Here is an 18,113-nt window from a genome sequence, read left to right as displayed (position 1 = left end):
AGGGAAGGGTCCGAGCCGTGTTCGCACACTCGGACCCTTCCCTCACCGCACACGCGGAGTCATGCGGCACACAGCATCACAGCGGGCGCGAGGAGCGCGGTGCGCGCAACGCCAGCTTTCCCACGTAATGGCCTCGCAGCGCCCGGTGCGCCGTCACGATGTCATCAGCTTCGAACACCTGCGCCACGTGCGGGGGCGATGAGACTGGACTCGATGACCTCGTTCAGACGCTGCAGCGCCTCCCGGCTGCGGTCGCCGTCGTAGAACGACACGCGTTCGACGAGGTCGGCCGACGGCGGCGGATTCACGCCGTGCGCCCACGCGATGCGCCCCGTCGATGCCACCCCGCGCAGCGCATCCTCGGCCGCCCGACCTCCGGCGGTGACGAGTGCGCCGTCGAGGCCATCCGGAGCGAAGCTCTCGATGGCCGCCAGCACGTCGTCCCGCCTACCGTCGACGGCGACATCGGCACCGAGGCCTCCGGCCAGCGAGACCCCGTCCCGCCCTGAGGCCACCGCGAGGACCCGGAGTCCACGGTGCTTGGCAAGCTGCACCGCGAGGTGACCGATCCCTCCGCTCGCACCGAAGATCATCACGGTGTCTCCGGGTCTGGCATCGATCACGTCGAGTCCGCTGGCGGCGGTCAGCGCATCCCAGGCGAGAACACCCGCCTGCTCGTTCGTGAGGCGTTCGGGTACGAGTGCGACGTGTTCCTCATCGACCACGGCGTACTCGGCATAGAACCCCCCTCTCGGCACGGGCATCGACGCCGCGTAGACGCGGTCTCCCCGCGTGAAGCGCGTGACCTCGGCGCCGACATCCTCGACGATTCCCGCACCTTCCCATCCGAGGATGTAGGGGAACGTCGAGGGGACGCCGAAGGACCCTTCGAAGTGGCCTTCGCGCTCGACCCGATCCCAGGACCCGACGCCGGCGACATCGACGCGGATGAGCACGTCACTTTCCCCCACCGTCGGAGTCGGGACGGAACGCCCGCGCAGCTCGGATTCATCGCCGAACCGGTCGAGAACGATGGCTCTCATGGTCGTGGACATCGCACTCCTCGTCTTCCTCGGCGGGGTTCGCCGATCGTCGTACCGGGGCTCGCTGCCGCCGACGTTCAGTCGTACTCCTCGATCCCCTGCAGGCGCACCTGCTCGAGGTCGAGGCGGGCTGAGATGCGGCGCACGACGATGTCATCGACGGTGCCGGAGCCGCGCAGCCCCAGCAGCACCTCGCGCTTGCGGTCGATGAGGGCGAGCTTGAGTCTCGTGTGCTCGTCGTGGCGGATCAGCGGCGAGCGCTGGGCGAGATCGACGTCAGCCGAAGTGGCGATGATCTGCAGCACCCCGCCGTCGGTGGCGTCGGCCGCCGCGATCTGCGCGGTGCCGCCGCCGGAATCCTGATCCGCTCCTGGGGCGACGGGGCGGGTCGGTCCCGCGGTTCCGGCGCCGAGCGGGTCGGGTTCGCCGAGCATCTCGTCGAGCGCATCGGCCTCCGCGTCGACCAGAGCCTGCTCGCGGGCCAGGGCACGGGCGTTCGCGACCTCGAGCATGCGATACCCCTCGGACCGCACGTGGTCGAGCACCTCCTGCCCGACGCCGTGCTCGGAGGCGAGGTCGTCGAGAGCGGCGAGCGCCGCCCCGGAGATCGCCCGCTCCGCGAGCTCGTACTCCTCGTCCTCGACATGATCGACGGGGAACCGCGCCCACCGCACGATGGCGGGCAGGAGCGGACCCTGCACGAGCAGACTCAGGAGGATGACACCGGCGGTGACGAACACGATCTCATCGCGCCCGTTGACGGCCCCGCCCTCGGTGACGGCAGCGGGGACCGACAGCGCGATCGCGAGTGACACGGCACCGCGCATGCCGGCGACCGTGGAGACGACCCTGGCCCGTGCCCGAGCGCCGGGAGCCGGACGAGGGCCGGCCGGACGCTGGACGAGCACGTTGAGCAGTTGGAACAGATAGCGCACGACCAGCAGCGTCACCCACACCGCGAGGGTGAGGAGCACGAGGCGCCCGATCGCCGCCGCCGAGATCTCGTGCACGACGTACTGCACCTCGAGGCCGATCAGCACGAACAGGGCGCCGTTGAGCAGGAAGACGCCGAACGGCCAGGCCGCATCCGCCTGCCGTCGCGACGAGGCGGTCGTGACACGAGGCGCCACGTAGGCGACGATGAGTCCGGCCACGACGACCGCGAGCACGCCGGAGGCATGCACCATCTCCGCGACGAGGAACGCCGTGAACGGGATCAGCAGCAGAGCGACGTTGATCACGATCGTCGACGATGTGCGCCGCAGCAACAGATAGCCGAGGCCGGCGACCACGACGCCCCCGGCGATGCCGCCGACATACGACAGCAGCACGTCGAGCGTGACCGACAACGGGGTGATCTGGCCGCCGAGGGCGAGCGACACCGCGATCGCGTAGAGCACCAGGGCCGTGCCGTCGTTGGTCAGGCTCTCGGCCTTGAGCTTCATGAACATGCGGCGCGGTAGCAGGCGCCCGAGGGCGGCGACGGCCGTGGCATCGGGGGGAGCCACCGCAGCCCCGAGGATGAGGGCGATCTCCCACGGCATCCCGAACAGCACCCCGATGCCGGCGACCGCGAACGCCGAGGCGACCACGAGCACGGTGCTCATCGGGAGGATGTAACGGAAGTCCCGCCGGATCGACCGGAGCGACGTGGTGAGGCTCTCCCAGAAGAGCATCACCGGCAGGAACAGCAGCAGCACCGTCTCGGGCGGCAGCTGCACCTCACGCAGCTGCGGCACGAAGCCCAGCAGCAGCCCGAAGATGACCAGGACGAGGGGCAGCGCGAGACGCACGCGCGGGGCGATAAGGGTTCCGACGAGAATCGTGAGTCCGAGCAGGACTGTTACTTCGAGGCCTTCCATCCCTACCTCCCAACAGCGTTGGGAGAAGGATATTCCTCCGTCAGCCGATCTCCTCGGTGAGTTCGAACCAGCGCAGCTCCAGCTCCTCGATCTCGGCCTGCTGCTCGCTGATCTTCTTCATCCGGTCGCCGAGACCCTCGTAGTCGGACTGGTCGTGGTCGGCCAGCGCGGTCTTGGCGGCGTTCACCTGCTGCGTGAGCTTCTGGATGCGCCGCTCGAGGGCGGACACCTCCTTCTGCGCCGTGCGCAGGGCTGCACCGTCGAGCCCCTTGGCGGTCGCCGTCGCCGTCGCGGTCGCGGCGGCCGTCGCGGTCTGCTTCGACCCCGTGGAGGCCTGAAGGTGGCGCAGCCGCAGGTACTCGTCGACCCCGCCGGGCAGGTGGCGCAGGTGACCGTCGAGGATCGCGTACTGCTGGTCGGTGACGCGCTCCAGGAAGTACCGGTCGTGGCTGACGACGAGGAGCGTGCCGGACCAGGAGTCGAGAAGATCCTCGATCGCGGCGAGCATGTCGGTGTCGAGGTCGTTGGTCGGCTCGTCGAGGATCAGCACGTTCGGCTGGTCGAGCAGCACGAGCAGCAGCTGCAGACGGCGCTGCTGGCCACCCGAGAGGTCCTTGACCGGAGTGGAGAGCTGGGCGGAGTCGAACCCGAGCCGTTCGAGCAGCTGCCCCGGGGTGAGATCCTGCGCCTTGGAGCCGGCCCCCATCGTGTACGAGGTGCGAAGGCCCGAGATGATCACGCGCACCGGGTCGTTCCAGTGCTGGGTGAGCTCGTCGAGCCGCTGCGTGAGGGTCTGCACCTTCACGGTCGTGCCGCGCTTGACGCGGCCGACGGTCGGCTCCACGGTGCCGGAGATGAGTCCGAGCAGCGTGGACTTTCCGGCGCCGTTCACGCCGAGGATGCCGGTGCGCTCGCCCGGCGCGATGCGCCACTCGATATCGCGCAGCACGACCTTCTCGCCGCCGTCCGCCGTCGGGTAGGTCACACCGACGTCGAGCAGATCGACCACGTCCTTGCCGAGCCGCGAGACGGCCAGCGACTGCAGCGAGACCTTGTCGCGGATCTCGGGCACGTCGGCGATGAGCTCGTTGGCCGCGTCGATGCGGAACTTGGGCTTCGCCGTGCGGGCGGGAGCGCCGCGGCGGAGCCATGCGAGCTCCTTCTTGGCGAGGTTCTGACGCTTCGCCTCGGTCGCGGCCGCCATGCGATCGCGCTCGACGCGCTGCAGGATGTACGCCGCGTAGCCGCCCTCGAAGGGCTCGACGATGCGATCGTGCACCTCCCAGGTCTCGGTGCTGATCTCGTCGAGGAACCACCTGTCGTGGGTCACGACCATGAGGGCCCCCGAGTTCGGCGACCAGCGCTTCTTGAGGTGCCCGGCGAGCCAGGTGATCGCCTCGACGTCGAGGTGGTTGGTGGGCTCGTCGAGCGCGATGACGTCCCAGTCGCCGGTGAGGAGTTTCGCGAGCGAGACCCGGCGCCGCTGACCACCGCTGAGGGATCCGATCTCCGCATCCCACGGCAGGTCGGTGAGCAGTCCTTCGATGACGTCGCGCACGCGCGCGTCGCCCGCCCACTCGTACTCCGGGGTGTCACCGACCACCGCGGCGCTGATCGTGAGATCGTCCGGCAGGTTGTCGGCCTGATCGAGCACGCCGATCCGCGTGCCTCCGCGCACGGTGACGCGGCCGGAGTTCGGCTCCTTGATGCCGGCCAGCATGCCGAGGAGGCTCGACTTGCCGTCGCCGTTGCGGCCGACGATGCCGATGCGGTCGCCCTCCTCGATGCCGAGGGTCACGGAGTCGAAGACGACCCTGGTCGGATATTCGAGGTGGAGCGCCTCAGCGCCGAGAAGATGTGCCATGTTCCTTCCAGGGTAGCCGCGTGCGGGGATCCGGCCGGCCGTCGCCCGGCAGGGTGGCCTCCGACCGACGTCGCCCGATCTAGGATCGACGGGTGCCAAGGAATCGCCGGGTGTTCTCGCTCATGCTCGACAATCGCAAGGCGAAGCTGATGGAGTCGAAGCGGCGACCCGGTCGCTTCGAGCTCAGCGTCGATGGGATTCCGCAGTCCGTCGTCTCGATGACCGAGCCCACCTCACTCGAATACGCCTACATCCAGCACATCGCCAGAGCGATCGATGCCGCGGCCGAACCCGGTGCACCGCTGTTCACCGTGCATCTGGGGGCCGGAGCACTCACGCTCGCGCGCTACGTCGAGGCCACGCGTGCCGGATCGCCTCAGCTCGCGGTCGAGTTCGAGCCCGCTCTCTATGCCGCGGTGATCGCCGCGCTGCCCCTGCCCCCCGGCGCTGATCTGCGAGTCATCTTCGGCGATGCGCGAGCGGTCGCCGACGCGGATCTTCCGGACGGGAAGCGATCGTCGGCGCCGTCATCCCCATCCCCGGCGCTCGACGCGGCGGCATCGGGCAGCACCGCGGTCGACACCGATTGGGTGGATGCGCGCTTCACCGTCGTCGATCTGTGGGATGCCGCGGTCATCCGGCATCGCGTGGCCAGCCAGGAGTTCTACCGCCGCGTCGCCGCGCGCTCCGCGTCAGATGGAATCGTGGCGGTGAACCTGCTCGACGGGCACCCGTTCGAGTACTCACGACGACAGGCCGCCACGCTGAGTTCCGTGTTCGACCACATCGCGGTCGTTCTCGACGCAGAACCGGAAGATGACGAAGGGCCACTCGGCAACGTCGTCATCTTCGCCAGCGATGAGCCGCTGGACGTCGTGACGAACCCCGACCTTCTCGGCTCACCGCGACCGCACATGCTCCACGACGATTCCCTGACGTCGTGGATCGCCGAAGCGCGCATCATGACCGACGCCGACGGCACGGACTCCCCCGACCCCGACGACCCGATCTGGGACTAGGGCGAGCACGATTCCCTCAGCTCGCCTCCGCTGACGCACCGTCTGTGACGGCGGGGGCTGTGACCGATCCGGCCGTGCGCAGGAAGACGATGATCCAGCTGAAGATCAGCACGGCCGCGATCAACTCGACCGCGGTGAGGTTGTAGTAGCCGACCGCGAAGAAGGCGGCGAGCAGGACGATCACCAGCACATAGATCCATCCGAAGGCCACGAACACACGAGGGATGGTCGGCAGGAACCACGGCAGTCCGACCACGACGATCCCGAACACGACGGCCATGCCCGTCGCGACGGTGTTGTGCAGGAGGAAGAACTCGTCCACGGGGAAGATGCCGACGCACGCGAGGAAGATCCCCATCAGGATCAGACCGCCGCGCACCATGAAACGCCCACGACGGTCGTCGGCGCTCTCGGCCGGGAGCCCCGCGGTCGCGTACCGGGAGATCGTCGTGATCATGACTCCGGCGATGACGAGTGTCACGTTGAACGCGACCGATGCGCTGTTCGTGCTCATCCCCAGCGCCGAGAGGTTGTCGCGCCACCAGTGCACGTCGCTGGATGCGAGCATGCTCGCGAATGCGCCGACCACGAGGAACACCGCGAGCACCAGTGACAACACCATCGGGGTGAGGGCGACGGCGCTGAGGAACGAGACATATCCGGTCAATGCGAAGGCGACCGCCACCAGGATCGCGCCGGGGAACGGGAACACCGGAGCGTCGGTGAAGCTCCGCTCGAGGAGCTCCGCGATGCCGAGCCAGCCCAGATACGCGATCGCCGCGTGGGCGAAGGCGATGGCGGTGAGGTCGTACCACCGCAGCCGATCCCCCGGCACGCTGAATCCGTCGCGTGCCTGCTGCGGGTTCGGCTGCGCCGGACGCACGGCGACGCGTCCGAGGGCGAAGGCGATCACCGCGGTGATCGCACCGCCGTATGCGGCGAAGACGCCGATCGACCCGCTGCCGCTGATCGCCAGCTCGTGACCCCAGAAGACCGGGAGTCCGATCACGAAGCCCGCCACGAAGAAGCCGGCGCCGACGATCAGCGCGGTCGCCTCGAAGACGGCCTCCGCTGTCTCCGGACCGCGCACCTGACGCAGCACCTGCATGACCCTGCTCGCGAGAGCGTTCATCGTCGTCCTTCCCGACCACATCATAGGAGCCGAGCACTTCGGCCGCAGCCGGTGGTAGCATCACGGAACGGATCGTATACAACGTCGTCGTTCCACCACCCGAGGTGATCAGTCATGAACGGTGCACCCGCTGCTCCTGCCGAATCGGTATCGACTCTCGTCGCGCGCAACATCAGTGATTTCCGCGCCGCGGTCTCCGAGTCGTTCGTCCCGCTGCAGGTCTCCACGGCAGGGCCGGACCACTTCCGCGGCGTCATCCGCGGCGCGTCGGTCGATGAGGTCCATGTGACAGAGGTGCGCGCCACCTCGCACGTCGTGGAGCGCACGCCCGAGCTGATCGCCCGCAGCGACCGCTCGTACTTCAAGCTCAGCCTGATGCTCGCCGGCACAGGCCTGCTCATCCAGGACGACCGGGAAGCCGTGCTCCAGGCGGGTGATCTCGCCGTGTACGACACCGATCGTCCCTACTCGCTCGTCTTCGACGAGGGGTTCCGCACGATGGTCGTGATGTTCCCGAAGCACCTCATCAGCCTGCCCCCCGACGTCGTCGGCCAGCTCACCGCCGTGCGCATCTCCGGCCAGGAGGGCCTGGGCGGCATGGTGGTGCCGTACCTGACGCAGCTCGCCGGCAACCTCGACCAGCTCGCCGGCACCACGGGAGCCCGCCTCGCACACAGCGCCCTCGACCTCGTCTCCACGGTCTTCACGCGCGAGCTCGGCCTCGACGGCGTCTCGGCAGACCCGCACCGCGCCCTCGTGCAGCGCATCCGCTCCTACATCGACCGCAATCTGGCGTCGACCGACCTCGGTCCCGCCACGATCGCCTCGGCCCACTTCATCTCCACCCGCCACCTGCACGGACTGTTCCAGGAGCAGGGCGTCACGGTGTCGACGTGGATCCGCACGCGTCGCCTCGAGCAGTGCCGGCGCGACCTGCTCGACCCCATGCTCGCCGACCGGCCCGTCGCCGCGATCGCCGCCCGCTGGGGCTTCGTCGACGCCGCGCACTTCAGCCGCGCATTCAAGTCGGCGTTCGGGATCTCCCCCAGCGAGTACCGCGCGGCGCACTGAGCCGCCGCTCGCCGGGAGCCACCGCTTGCCCGGTACGGCACGCCGGTTGACTCTCGGCGCGCGATGGGCGCCGCGATCTTGAGCGCCGGGCGGCGCCGGACGGAGCATGAGGCAAGCGCATCGCGACGACGCGGTGCCCGGGGCGAAGAAGCCCTGCCGCGTGCGACGTCTGGACCCGCATGACCGACATCACGACCGACCCGGCACTCGACGAATGGCGCACCTACGACGAGTTCGCCGCCGGAATCGACACCTTCCGCCTGCCGAGCATCCTGCTGGCCGGAACGTCGCTGACCCTCACGCTCGACGACGGCGGCACCCTCGCGCTCCGCTTCGACGAGGACGCCGTGACGTGGGAGGGCCTCGGCACCTCCGGCCGGGACCCCTACGACGCCGTCCGCGTGCGCGACGACGTGGTGTTCGTCAACATCCCGTTCGAGAGCCGTGAACGCGAGGCGCTCACCCTCGTGATCTCCTCCACCACGAATCGCGCGACCGTCATCCGCTCCCGCATCGCGGCAGAGGCCGTCGAGGGCACACCGCAGGTCGGCCAGGACTTCTGGGCGGCGACGACGGATGCGGGGCCGGTCACCGGCGAGGTCCCCGGTCCCAGCCGCGACCTGATCGGCAAGCGCAACATCTACCGCTACAGCCCGCACCACCTGTACGAGCACGTGTACGTGTCGAGCCAGCGCTACGCGTGGCAGTGCCTGGAGGGCGTGCAGCGCGGTCACGGCGACATGGACCTGTCGACGGTGTGGAAGTTCGCCGACGGGCTGTATCTGTTCTGCTTCCGCGAGTTCCGCATCGCGGTAGCGAGCGTCTGGCTGCACGACCTCGGCTACCAGCTGATGACGACAGGGATCTTCCTCGGACTCAACGGCGACGGCGATTCCGAGCACTCGCGGGCCGGCGGCCACATCTATCCGCTCGGGTCCGTCGCCTACCCCGACGCACAGCCCGTCTGACCGACGACGAGAAGAGGACACACCATGGGCAACGCCGACATCATCCGCGAGCACTACGCGGCGAGCGACCGCGGCGACCTCGACGGGATGCTCGCGCCGTTCGCGCCCGACGTGCGGTGGACCGAGGCCGCGGGCTTCCCCTACGCGGGGACGTACATCGGTCCCGATGCCGTCGCCGCGAACGTCTTCCGACGGATCCAGGAGGACTGGGACGACTACACCGTGGCGATCGACGAGGTCATCGACGCGGGAGACGTGGTCGTGGGAATCGGCACCTACTCCGGCACGTTCCGGCGCACCGGGCGCTTCTTCGCCGCGCGGGTCGCCCATGTCTGGCGCCTGACCGACGGCGAGGTCGTCGCATTCGAGCAGTTCACCGACACCGAGCTGGTGGCTCGCGCCCTGCGCGACTGAGTCCCGCACCTCCAGCAGCACCGCACACACAGCACCACCCGAACACACAGCACGACCCGAACACGAGAGGCAGGAATCACATGAACAAGCGAGCATCCGGCACCGCGGCACTCATCGCCGTGGCAGCCCTCGCCCTCGCCGGCTGCGCCGGTGGAGACGGCGGATCCGGCGGAGGCGAAGGCGCCCCGATCGTGGTCGGGTCCATCAACACGATCAGTGGACCGGCGACGTTCCCCGAGGCCTCGCAGGCCGCGGCCGCCGTCTTCGACGCCTTCAACGACGCCGGCGGGCTCGACGGGCGCAAGATCGACTACAAGACCCTCGACGACAAGGGTGACCCGGCGACGGCCACGGCGTCGGCCCGGGAGCTGGTGGGCAGCGACGGCGCCGTGGCCCTGGTCGGCTCCGCGAGTCTGATCGAGTGCGAGATCAACGCCAAGTACTACGAGCAGGAGAGCATCCTGTCGATGCCCGGAATCGGCGTGGACACGGGGTGCTTCGACAGTGAGAACATCTCGCCCGCCAATGTCGGCCCCTTCAACGACATGACCCTCACACTGCAGTACGGGTCGGAGGTGCTCGGGCTCGACGACATCTGCATCCTGCTCGAGATCGCCGGCTCCACCCGTCCGACCTACCAGGCCGCGATCGACAAGTGGTCCGAGATCACCGGCAAGGAGCCGAAGTACGTCGACGACACGGTCCCGTACGGTGCATCCGACTACACCCCCTACATCGTCAAGGCGCGCGAGCAGGGCTGCAAGGCCCTCGCGATCAACCCGGTCGAGCCCGACGCGATCGGACAGGTCAAGGCCGCGAACGCACAGGGCTGGGACGACGTGACCTGGCTGTACCTGACGAGCGTCTACAGCGAGAACTTCGCCGAGGCGATCGACGACGCGGGCGCCGGCATCTACGTGCCCGCCGAGTTCTACCCGTTCACCGACGACAGCGAGATCAACGCCGACTGGCGCACGCTGATGGAGGACAACGACATCCCGCTCACCTCGTTCAGCCAGGGCGGCTACCTCGCCGCGACCTACTTCATCGAGGTGCTGAAGGGCATCGACGGCGACATCACCCGCGAGAGCGTGTCGGCGGCACTGAAGAGCATGGACCCCATCGAGAACCCGATGGTCGGCACCCCCTACGCGTTCGGCACGCAGAACACCGCGGGCTGGCCGATCATCCTCAAGTCCGGCACCCACGCCTGGGAGCAGGTCGCCGACGACTGGCTCCGCATCGGCGAGTAGTAGCCCCACAGACCGCCTGCCGCCGGGCGCATTACCGGCGGCAGGCCCTTCCCCCTCCCCCCTCGGAACAGAAAGGACGCCCCATGCTGCAAGGCGCCATCGCCGGACTCGCCGCCGGCGGCCTCTACGCGGTTCTCGGCGTGTGCCTGACGCTCATGTCGCGTCTGGTGCGGGTCGTGAACTTCGCCCAGGCTGCGACCGGCATGTTCGGCGGCTTCACGGCCGTCTGGTTGGTGCGCGAGCTCGGACTGCCCATCTGGGCCGGCTCCGTGCTCGGTGTGCTCGTGGCGGGCCTCCTCGCCGCGGCGATCGGCTTCATCGCGGCGACATGGTTGTCCGAGGCATCGACGACCACCCGCTCGGCGATGACGGTCGGACCGCTCCTGCTGCTGATCTCGATGTCGTTCATCCTGTTCGGCAACAAGCCGCAGCCGTTCGCTCCGATCATCGCCGGTCCCGCGTTCTCGATCGGCGGCGTCGTGGTCAGCCAGGTCACCGTCGCGACGGTCGCTATGGCGATCGTGACCGCGGTCGCCGTCCGGATCGTCCTGCGGCGCACCAGGGTGGGAACGCAGCTGCGCGCCCTCTCCGAGCGTCCGACGACGGCAGAACTGCTCGGCATCCGCTCCCGACCGCTCTCGATCGCGGTGTGGTTCGTCACGGGGGTGATCAGCGCAATCGCGATCATCATCGTGGCGCCGTCGCAGTCCAACGACGCCACCAGCCTGTCGATGCTCATCGTTCCCGCCGCGGCAGCCGCGCTGCTCGGCGGCTTCCGCCGTCTCGACCTGGCTGTCGTCGGCGGACTCGTCCTGGGGGTGCTGGGCGGACTCGTCGCCCAGATCGACGAGGTGGCGCTGGTGCGCAACTTCCTCCCGTTCCTGTTCATCGTCGTCCTCCTGTTGTGGACGCAGCGCAAGGAGGTGTGGGATGCCGCTCGCTGACCGCTCGTGGTTCCGCGTCACATGGCCGTTCGCCGTCGCCCTCGCCGGCATCGGGGTCGGCGCGATCCTCAGCTCGGCCCTGCCGGGTTACTTCGTCTTCCTCGCGATCAGCGCGGTCACCGCCGCGATCGCGATCCTCGGGCTGGGCATCGTGACCGGCTCCGCGGGAATGATCGCGCTGTGCCAGCTCACCTTCGCAGCCGTCGGCGCGTGGATCGTGTCGCTGCTGAACGTGATGCAGGCGCCCGGCGGGTTCATCGTGTGGCTTGTGCTGGGCGGCATCGCCGCCGGCCTCGTCGGCATCCTCGTCGGACTTCCCGCTCTGCGCCTGCGCGGTGTGAACCTCGCAGTCGTGACCCTCGGATTCGCCGCGGCCGCCGATGTCACCCTGGTGCAGATCCAGTTCCCCGGCTCCTCCGAGGGCACGGCCATCGCGCGGCCAGCGATGTTCTCGAACGACCGGCAGTTCTTCTTCCTCTCCATCGTGGTGCTGGCGGTCTGCGCACTCGGGGTGTTCTTCCTGCAGCGGGGGCGCTGGGGCTCGAGCTGGAAGGCCGTCGCGTTCTCCGAGCGCGGAACGGCCGCTGCGGGGCAGAGCGTGCAGACGGCCAAGCTGACCGCCTTCGCGGTGTCGGCGGCCCTCGGCGGCATCTCCGGCGGGCTGCTCGCCGGACAGGTGCAGCTGCCGTTCGCATCGAGCTTCACGCCTCTGCAGTCCCTCGCCCTCTACGTGCTGGCCATCATGTCGGGAGCCCACCTGATCGACATGGCGATCTTCGGCGGCCTGCTGTGGGTGCTGGTGCCCGAACTCCTCAAGCGCTGGGGCATCCCGCAGGACTGGGGCTTCGTCGTCTTCGGAGTGCTCGGCGTGCAGGCTCTCACCAGCGGCACCAACCTGGGTCAGGGCATCCGCAACCTGCTCTACCGCCGTGCGGACCGGCGAACGGCGAACGCGCAGCTCACCGCCCTGCCGCCGGATGCCGGCGCAGACGAGGCCGCCATCACCACGACCACCACGGCGACGGTCGACGAGGCTGCGCTGAGCGGCGCGCCCGTGCTCACCGTGGAAGGGCTCACGGTGCAGTTCGGCGCTCTGAAGGCACTGGACGACGTCTCGTTCCACGTGCCGGCCGCATCGATCATGGGCTTGATCGGACCCAACGGAGCCGGCAAGTCGACCTTCGTCGATGCGATCAGCGGGTTCCTGCCCAAGCACGGTGGACGCGTACTGCTGGGCGACCGCGATCTGGCGGGGCTCTCCCCCACCCGGCGCGCGCGACGGGGTCTGCGGCGCACCTTCCAGCAGGACCGGGTTCCGCCCGCTCTCACGGTCGGCGCCTACGTGCGCTTCGTGGCCCGGCGCCGCCTGGCGACCTCCGACATCGACGAGGTGCTCGCGTTCTTCGGATGCCCGTCCTCTCGCGCGCGCCTCTCCAGCGTCGATGTGGGTACGCGTCGACTGGTGGAGGTCGCCGCGAACGTGGCCGCCCGTCCGCGTCTGCTGATCCTCGACGAACCGGCCGCCGGCCTCTCGCACGAGGAGCACCTGGCGCTCGCGGCGCGGTTGCGCGACCTGCCGGCACGCTACGGCGTCGCCCTGATCATCATCGAGCACGACCTCGATCTCGTCCGTTCCGTATGCCCCACCCTGACCGTGCTCGACTTCGGTCGAGTGCTGGCGAGCGGACCGCAGGCCGAGGTCCTCGCGAACCCCGACGTCGTGAAGGCGTACATGGGAGAGACGGAGCTTCTGACATGAGCGAACTCGTACTGGACGCCGTGACGGTGAGCCGCGGCGCCGGGCCCGTGATCTCCGACGTCTCGTTGCGGGTCGCCGGCGGAGAGGTGCTGGCGCTGGTCGGTCCGAACGGCGCGGGCAAGACGAGTCTGATCGAGTCGGTGTCGGGGGTGACGCCCCACTCCGCCGGCACGATCACCCTGGATGGAGATCCGATCGACAAGCTCTCCCGCGTGGCGCGGGCGCGCCGCGGCATCGTGCACATCGAGCAGGGGCGAGCGGTGTTCCCCTCCCTGACGGTACGCGAGAACATCTCGCTCACCGCACGCACCCCGTCGGAGTTCGACGCGGTGCTGGCGCAGTTCCCCGAGCTCGAGAAGCGCATCGACGCGCCCACCGCCCTGCTGTCGGGCGGGGAGCAGCAGATGGTCGTGCTCGCCCGCGCCTTCGCCGCGAAACCCCGCATCCTGCTCATCGACGAGATGTCGCTCGGGCTCGCCCCCGTGGTGTTCCTGCGGCTGATGCCGATCGTGCAGTCGATCGCCGAGTCCGGTGTCGGCGTGCTGCTGGTCGAGCAGTTCACCCAGCTCGCCCTCGGACTGGCCGAGGAGGCGGTGGTCGTCGCCGGAGGGCGCGTCTCCTTCCAGGGAACGGCGAAGGCGCTGCAGGCCGACCCCGAGCTGCTGCACCGCGCCTACCTCGGCGGCTGAGCGCCGCGTCCTCGCGCTGAGCGGTGGTGGGGTTAGCCTGAAGGGGTGACCGAGATCATCCACGCCCGCGCCGCCCTCCTCGACATGGACGGCACCCTCGTCGACTCGACGTCGGTCGTCGAACGGCTCTGGCTGGCGTGGGCGGAGCCGCACGGGATCGCACCGGAGACGGTGCTGAGCGTGGTGCACGGCCGCCAGGGGCACCAGAGCATGGCGATCATGCTGCCCGAACGCGACCACGCGATCAACCTGCGCGAGAACGACGTCATGCTCGCGAACGAGGCGGAAGACGTGGACGGCGTCATCATGATCCCCGGAGCGGACGCCCTGCTGCGCACCCTCGAGCCGTTCCCGCATGCCATCGTCACCTCGGCGAACGTCGCCCTCATGACGGCACGGATGCGCCAGGCCGGACTCACCGTCCCCACCCTCGCGGTCACCGCGGAGAACGTCTCCGCGTCCAAGCCCGACCCGGAAGGCTTCCTCCGGGGCGCCGAGCTGCTGGGAGTCTCCCCCGCCGACTGCGTCGTGTTCGAGGACTCCGGCGCCGGCATCCGCGCGGGGCTCGCGGCCGGGATGCGCGTGATCGGGGTCGGACCGCACGCCGCAGCGTACGAGCCCACCTTCCTCGTCGATGACCTGACGCAGGTGAAGATCGACGCCGAAGGCGACGGCTTCACGCTCACGATCGGCTGAGACCCCCGCGCCGTCAGGGGCGCCGGCGACTACATCCCCGCGTGATCGAACGCGATCGTGGGCACATCGACCACGTGAGAGCCGCCGTCCGCCACGATGACGGCGCCCGTGATGTAGGACGACTCCCCTGAGCCGAGGAAGCGCACCACCGAGGCGATCTCGGACGGGCGGGCCGGGCGCCGCAGCGGCACGTCGGCCGTCACTGCGGCGTACGCCTCCTCGCGCGATCCGAGACCCGCGTGCGAGGCGAACTCGTCCATCTCGTCATCGGCCATGGGTGTCTGCACCCAGCCGGGACAGATCGCATTGACCCGGACGCCGTGCCGACCGTAGTCGCGCGCGAGAGTGCGGGTCAGACCGATCAGGGCGTGCTTGCCCACCGTGTAGCCGGCCACCGAAGGACCGGCGAAGAGCCCGGCGAGCGAGGAGACGATCACGATCTGCCCCTTCGCCTCGATCAGGGCGGGAAGGGCCTCCCTCGCCATCGTGAACGCGGTGGTGAGGTTCGCGCGGATCGCGGCCTCCCAGCTCGCATCGTCGGTGTCGCCGACCGGTGAGAATCCGTGGCCCCCGGCATTCGCGACCAGCACGTCGATGCGCCCGAAGCGGGCCAGCACCTCGGCGACCGCCGCCTTCGCCGAGGCGGTGTCCGCCGCATCCGCGATGACGGGCACTGCACCGACCGACCGCTCCACCTCCTGCAGGGGCGCCGCCCTCCTGCCGACGACCACGACGTGCGCTCCCTCCGCCGCGTAGCGCTCGGCGATCGCGGCGCCGATGCCGGTGCCCCCTCCGGTGATGACGACGACGCGCCCCGAGACGCTCGATCCGACCACGAGTCCCATGTCTTCTCCTGTGTTCTCTCCGACGCGCGTGCGCGCGATGGTCTTCGCTGACGCGGTCGCGTCAGGCGGGGAATCCCGACCGGGCCGTGTACCCGAAGTCGCTGATCAGGGTCGTGCCGTTCGCGGCTCTGGAATGCGGCGACAGCAGGTAGGCCACGTGCGCGGCCACCTCATCCGCCGTCTGGACGGGGAACGCCGGATCGTCGAGGGCGGCCTCGCCCAGATCGCCGCGGCTCATCGGCGTGTCGACGATCGACGGAGCGACCGAGTTCACACGGATCCCGGCGCCTGCGAGATCGACCGACAGCGCGCGTCCAAACTGCACCAGCGCCGCCTTCGACGCGCAGTACGGCGCCATCCCGGGAGAGGCGACGGAGGCCGAATCGCTGGCGAGCAGGACGACGGATGCGTCGACCGCGCGGCGCAGAGCGGGGAGCGCGTGCTTGAGCACCAGGAACGGCCCCGTCACGTTGACCGCGAGCACGGCGTTCCAGGCGGCGAGGTCGGTGTCCTCGATCAGTGAACCGACCGGACCGGACACCCCCGCGCAGCACACGACGTGATCCAGCCCGCCGAGGGCCGCGACCGCGGCGGACACGGCTGCGCGCACCTGCTCCTCGTCGGTGACGTCGGCGACGACGCGAACCGTCTCCTGCACCGGCCCGGTCGATGCCCGCACCACATCGGCGGTGGCGTCCAGGGCGGCACTGTCCCGGTCGAGCAGCGCCACGCGGGCGCCCTCCTGCGCCAGGAGGCGGGCCGTGGCGCGGCCGATGCCGCTCCCGGCTCCCGTGATCAGGACCGTCCTGGCGTGCAGCTGCAGATCCATCTCGTCCTTCGCAGGCCGTCGCTGCACCGGCGGTGCGGCAGGAGGACGGCGGTGTCATCACGGCCATCCTGCTCCCCCGCCGGTGCGGTGTCGAAAGCATGGGAGCGGGCTGTGCACGCTGACACCATCGTCTTTCCCTCAGGGTCAAGCGCACCGCCGACAGCACGAGCAGACTCGCTCTATCGACGATTCCCCTCGTCGTCGATGCCGTGTCCGCACGGCCGTCACCGAGCAAAGGAGCCGACGTGGCAGACCCGACATCCGCGTCCACGACGCACACGCACACCGCTCTCCGACCCGGCGCCCTCGGCGTCGCCGGGATCGTCTTCCTCGTCCTCGCCGCTGTCGCCCCGCTGACCGGCATCGTGGTCGTGGCCTCGCTCGCGATCGCGCTGGGCAACGGCGGCGGCACGCCCATGTCGTTCTTCCTGGTGGCGGCGATCCTGCTGCTGTTCGCGATCGGCTACGCCCAGATGTCGAAGCAGCTCGTGAACGCGGGAGGCTTCTACGCCTTCGTCGTGAAGGGCCTCGGCCGCACCGGCGGACTGATCGCCGGTCTGATCGCGACGCTCGGCTACAACTTCTTCGTCGTCGGCACGATCGGAACCAGCGGGTTCTTCATGCAGACGATCATCCGCGACCTCACCGGCCTCGACGTGCACTGGCTCGTGTGGGGTCTGCTCTCCATCGTCGTGTGCTTCGTGCTGGCGAGAGTCGGCGTCGACTTCAGCTCGAAGATCCTGGGAGTCTGCCTCGTGCTCGAGGTGCTGATGCTCGTGGTGTTCGACATCTCGGTCCTCGTGCAGACCGGCTACGACGTCTCGGCGTTCAGCCCCGAGGCCGTGTTCTCCGGCTCGCTGCCGATCGGCCTGCTGCTGGCGGCGACCGGATTCCTCGGCTTCGAGGCGACGGCGCTGTTCAGCGAGGAGGCCAAGCAGCCACTGCGCACGATCCCCCGGGCGACCTACACCTCGATCATCGCGATCGGCCTCATCCTGGGCGTCACCACGTGGGCGGTGGTGAGCGCGACCGGTGTGGCGCAGGCCCAGGCCACCGCACTGGAGCACCTGCCCACCGGCGACCTGATCTTCTCCATCTCGCAGCAGTACCTGGGCGGCCCGCTCACGACCGTGATGATGATCCTGCTGCTGGTGAGCCTGTTCGCCGCCATGCTCGCGTTCCACAACTCGGCGACCCGGTACCTGTACTCGCTGGGACGGGCGAAGATCCTCCCGCAGGCTCTGGCGCGCACCCGCCCGAACGGCGCCCCGCAACTTGCGGGGATCGTGCAGGCCGGGTTCGCCGCCGTCGTGGCGATCATCTTCGCTCTCGCCGGCGCAGACCCGATCCTCACGCTCGTCCCCGCCATGCTCGGTTTCGGCACCCTGAGCGTGCTCATCCTGCAGGGCCTGGCCGCGATCTCGATCGTGGTGTACTTCCGTCGGCGCCAGGATCCGCGGTGGTGGAGCACGTTCATCGCCCCCGGCATCGGCTTCCTCGGCATCGCCGCGATCTCGGTCCTCGCGGTGGTGAACTTCAACATCGTCGCCGGATCGGAGGAGCTCGCCATCCGTCTGATGCCCCTGCTCCTCATCGTCGCCCTGATCGGCGGCATCGGGTACGGCGCCTACCTGAAGCGCACCAAGCCGGCCGTCTACGAGGGCCTCGCCACCGACCTGGAGAAGTTCAGCGACCGCTGAACCGGCTCCCCCACCGAAGGAGAAC

At 69.3% G+C, this 18,113-nt stretch carries 16 protein-coding genes; 10 read left to right on the top strand and 6 right to left on the bottom strand.

The genetic code is table 11. The features are described 5' to 3' along the window. Window positions 1–164: 164 nt before the first annotated feature. The 3 genes from ASC55_RS16415 to ASC55_RS16405 all read right to left on the bottom strand — a co-directional run bounded on the left by ASC55_RS16415 (window position 165) and on the right by ASC55_RS16405 (window position 4,769). Window positions 165–1,055: an NADP-dependent oxidoreductase gene (locus tag ASC55_RS16415; RefSeq protein WP_200935191.1), complete on the bottom strand. Its 891-nt coding sequence runs from the start codon at window positions 1,053–1,055 to the stop codon at window positions 165–167. Between the two features lie 65 nt (window positions 1,056–1,120). Next, entirely contained in the window at window positions 1,121–2,905 is a 1,785-nt protein-coding gene (locus ASC55_RS16410; RefSeq protein ID WP_055877583.1) for a Na+/H+ antiporter, read from the bottom strand. Window positions 2,906–2,945: 40 nt separating this feature from the next. Next, window positions 2,946–4,769: an ABC-F family ATP-binding cassette domain-containing protein gene (locus ASC55_RS16405; RefSeq protein WP_055870727.1), complete on the bottom strand. Its 1,824-nt coding sequence runs from the start codon at window positions 4,767–4,769 to the stop codon at window positions 2,946–2,948. Window positions 4,770–4,861: 92 nt separating this feature from the next. On the opposite strand from ASC55_RS16405, the gene ASC55_RS16400 reads away from it, so the two are divergent. Next, window positions 4,862–5,788 (top strand): spermidine synthase, encoded by a 927-nt coding sequence (locus ASC55_RS16400; RefSeq protein ID WP_151487146.1) that lies wholly within the window; start codon window positions 4,862–4,864, stop codon window positions 5,786–5,788. 16 nt (window positions 5,789–5,804) lie between these two features. On the opposite strand, the gene ASC55_RS16395 is transcribed toward ASC55_RS16400, so the two are convergent. Beyond that, the gene (locus ASC55_RS16395; protein ID WP_055870721.1) at window positions 5,805–6,920 is read right to left on the bottom strand and encodes a DUF998 domain-containing protein; all 1,116 of its coding nucleotides are present in this window, start codon (window positions 6,918–6,920) and stop codon (window positions 5,805–5,807) included. 114 nt (window positions 6,921–7,034) lie between these two features. Here ASC55_RS16395 and ASC55_RS16390 point away from each other — a divergent pair, with 114 nt between their 5' ends. From ASC55_RS16390 to ASC55_RS16355, 8 genes are all read left to right on the top strand, one after another. Further along, window positions 7,035–7,991, top strand: coding sequence for a helix-turn-helix domain-containing protein (locus tag ASC55_RS16390; protein WP_017828411.1), 957 nt, complete (start codon window positions 7,035–7,037; stop codon window positions 7,989–7,991). A gap of 179 nt (window positions 7,992–8,170) precedes the next feature. Further along, window positions 8,171–8,959: a MoaF C-terminal domain-containing protein gene (locus ASC55_RS16385; RefSeq protein ID WP_055877580.1), complete on the top strand. Its 789-nt coding sequence runs from the start codon at window positions 8,171–8,173 to the stop codon at window positions 8,957–8,959. 24 nt (window positions 8,960–8,983) lie between these two features. Continuing rightward, a complete protein-coding gene (locus ASC55_RS16380) occupies window positions 8,984–9,373 on the top strand; it encodes a nuclear transport factor 2 family protein (RefSeq protein ID WP_055870712.1) in 390 nt (129 codons plus the stop codon). Between the two features lie 80 nt (window positions 9,374–9,453). Further along, window positions 9,454–10,626 carry an ABC transporter substrate-binding protein gene (locus ASC55_RS16375; RefSeq protein WP_055870709.1) on the top strand — a complete coding sequence of 391 codons (1,173 nt, stop codon included), beginning with the start codon at window positions 9,454–9,456 and terminating at the stop codon, window positions 10,624–10,626. A gap of 83 nt (window positions 10,627–10,709) precedes the next feature. Continuing rightward, on the top strand, window positions 10,710–11,570 hold the full coding sequence (locus ASC55_RS16370; protein ID WP_017828407.1) for a branched-chain amino acid ABC transporter permease: 861 nt from the start codon (window positions 10,710–10,712) through the stop codon (window positions 11,568–11,570). Further along, window positions 11,557–13,329 carry a branched-chain amino acid ABC transporter ATP-binding protein/permease gene (locus ASC55_RS16365; RefSeq protein WP_055877577.1) on the top strand — a complete coding sequence of 591 codons (1,773 nt, stop codon included), beginning with the start codon at window positions 11,557–11,559 and terminating at the stop codon, window positions 13,327–13,329. Before ASC55_RS16370 ends, ASC55_RS16365 begins: the two co-directional genes overlap by 14 nt. Next, window positions 13,326–14,018, top strand: a complete 693-nt coding sequence (locus tag ASC55_RS16360; protein ID WP_055877574.1) for an ABC transporter ATP-binding protein — start codon at window positions 13,326–13,328, stop codon at window positions 14,016–14,018. Before ASC55_RS16365 ends, ASC55_RS16360 begins: the two co-directional genes overlap by 4 nt. A 45-nt stretch (window positions 14,019–14,063) precedes the next feature. Next, a complete protein-coding gene (locus ASC55_RS16355; protein ID WP_082524389.1) occupies window positions 14,064–14,714 on the top strand; it encodes an HAD-IA family hydrolase in 651 nt (216 codons plus the stop codon). 29 nt (window positions 14,715–14,743) lie between these two features. Here ASC55_RS16355 and ASC55_RS16350 read toward each other — a convergent pair whose 3' ends face one another. Both ASC55_RS16350 and ASC55_RS16345 read right to left on the bottom strand, forming a co-directional pair. After that, window positions 14,744–15,559, bottom strand: a complete 816-nt coding sequence (locus tag ASC55_RS16350) for an SDR family NAD(P)-dependent oxidoreductase (protein WP_055877572.1) — start codon at window positions 15,557–15,559, stop codon at window positions 14,744–14,746. Window positions 15,560–15,620: 61 nt separating this feature from the next. After that, a complete protein-coding gene (locus tag ASC55_RS16345; protein ID WP_055877570.1) occupies window positions 15,621–16,388 on the bottom strand; it encodes an SDR family NAD(P)-dependent oxidoreductase in 768 nt (255 codons plus the stop codon). A 245-nt stretch (window positions 16,389–16,633) separates the two neighbouring features. Between ASC55_RS16345 and ASC55_RS16340 the strand changes: the two genes are divergently transcribed. Beyond that, window positions 16,634–18,088, top strand: coding sequence for an APC family permease (locus tag ASC55_RS16340; protein WP_055877567.1), 1,455 nt, complete (start codon window positions 16,634–16,636; stop codon window positions 18,086–18,088). The last annotated feature ends 25 nt before the right edge of the window (window positions 18,089–18,113 follow it).

The sequence above is a fragment of the Microbacterium sp. Root322 genome (assembly GCF_001425645.1).
Classification (GTDB): Bacteria; Actinomycetota; Actinomycetes; order Actinomycetales; family Microbacteriaceae; genus Microbacterium; species Microbacterium maritypicum.
The sequence above is the reverse complement of the archived record's forward strand: the minus strand, read 5'-3'. Positions and strand labels throughout refer to the sequence as shown.